2 protein-coding genes are annotated in these 559 nt (G+C 33.3%); both read right to left on the bottom strand.

Annotation, left to right across the window (positions count from 1 at the left end):
• Positions 1-368, bottom strand: a 368-nt coding sequence (locus NK213_RS18000; RefSeq protein WP_305879864.1) for a DnaB-like helicase N-terminal domain-containing protein, incomplete at its 3' end; no start/stop codon positions are given.
• Positions 356-559: hypothetical protein (locus NK213_RS17995; RefSeq protein WP_253351784.1), on the bottom strand; the 204-nt coding region annotated here is incomplete at its 5' end. The genes NK213_RS17995 and NK213_RS18000, both read right to left, overlap by 13 nt.

The following is a 559-nucleotide window of genomic DNA, read 5'->3' as shown; positions in this document are numbered from 1 at the left end:
ACTATGGTTATTATATTTTTCCTCTTCTCATCTACACTTAAATCCTCTGTCTCGAGAACTTTTTGTATCTTTTTATCCATATAGAAATTCTTATACTCGTCACGCAGTACACGTACTCCTAAATTCATATGAACTACTCCGTTAGATTCCTCGGCTAATTCAATTAGTTTTTCCCTGGGCACTTTTAAAAAACTCTGCTCAAATACTCCGTTTTCGGTATATATTTTAAGCATCTGCTTATATATTTCACGGTTTTCAGTATTGACAAAGTATTGCTCTTTTAATCCGTTTTCCACTGCACTCTCAATTGAATACGGTACTGATAATATCTTTCCCAGTATTGCTTTTTCTATACTTAGTTCGGCCATTCTTCCTCCTGTCTAAAAGCGTATTCCAAATCTTCCTCTGTGTATTCTGAACTTCTAGGAATTTCTTCCGGTTTTCGGTCATCATAACTTCCATTTATTGTTTTTCTTATCTGCTCAAAATCTGTATTTTTATTGAAAAAACTATCAATATTCGTTATCTTTTTCATATGTGTGCTTTTACTTATGCGTTG

The sequence above is a fragment of the Sebaldella sp. S0638 genome (genome assembly GCF_024158605.1).
In the GTDB taxonomy this organism is placed as follows: Bacteria; Fusobacteriota; Fusobacteriia; order Fusobacteriales; family Leptotrichiaceae; genus Sebaldella.
Note: the sequence above shows the minus strand (reverse complement) of the source record. Positions and strands in the feature narration are given on the sequence as shown.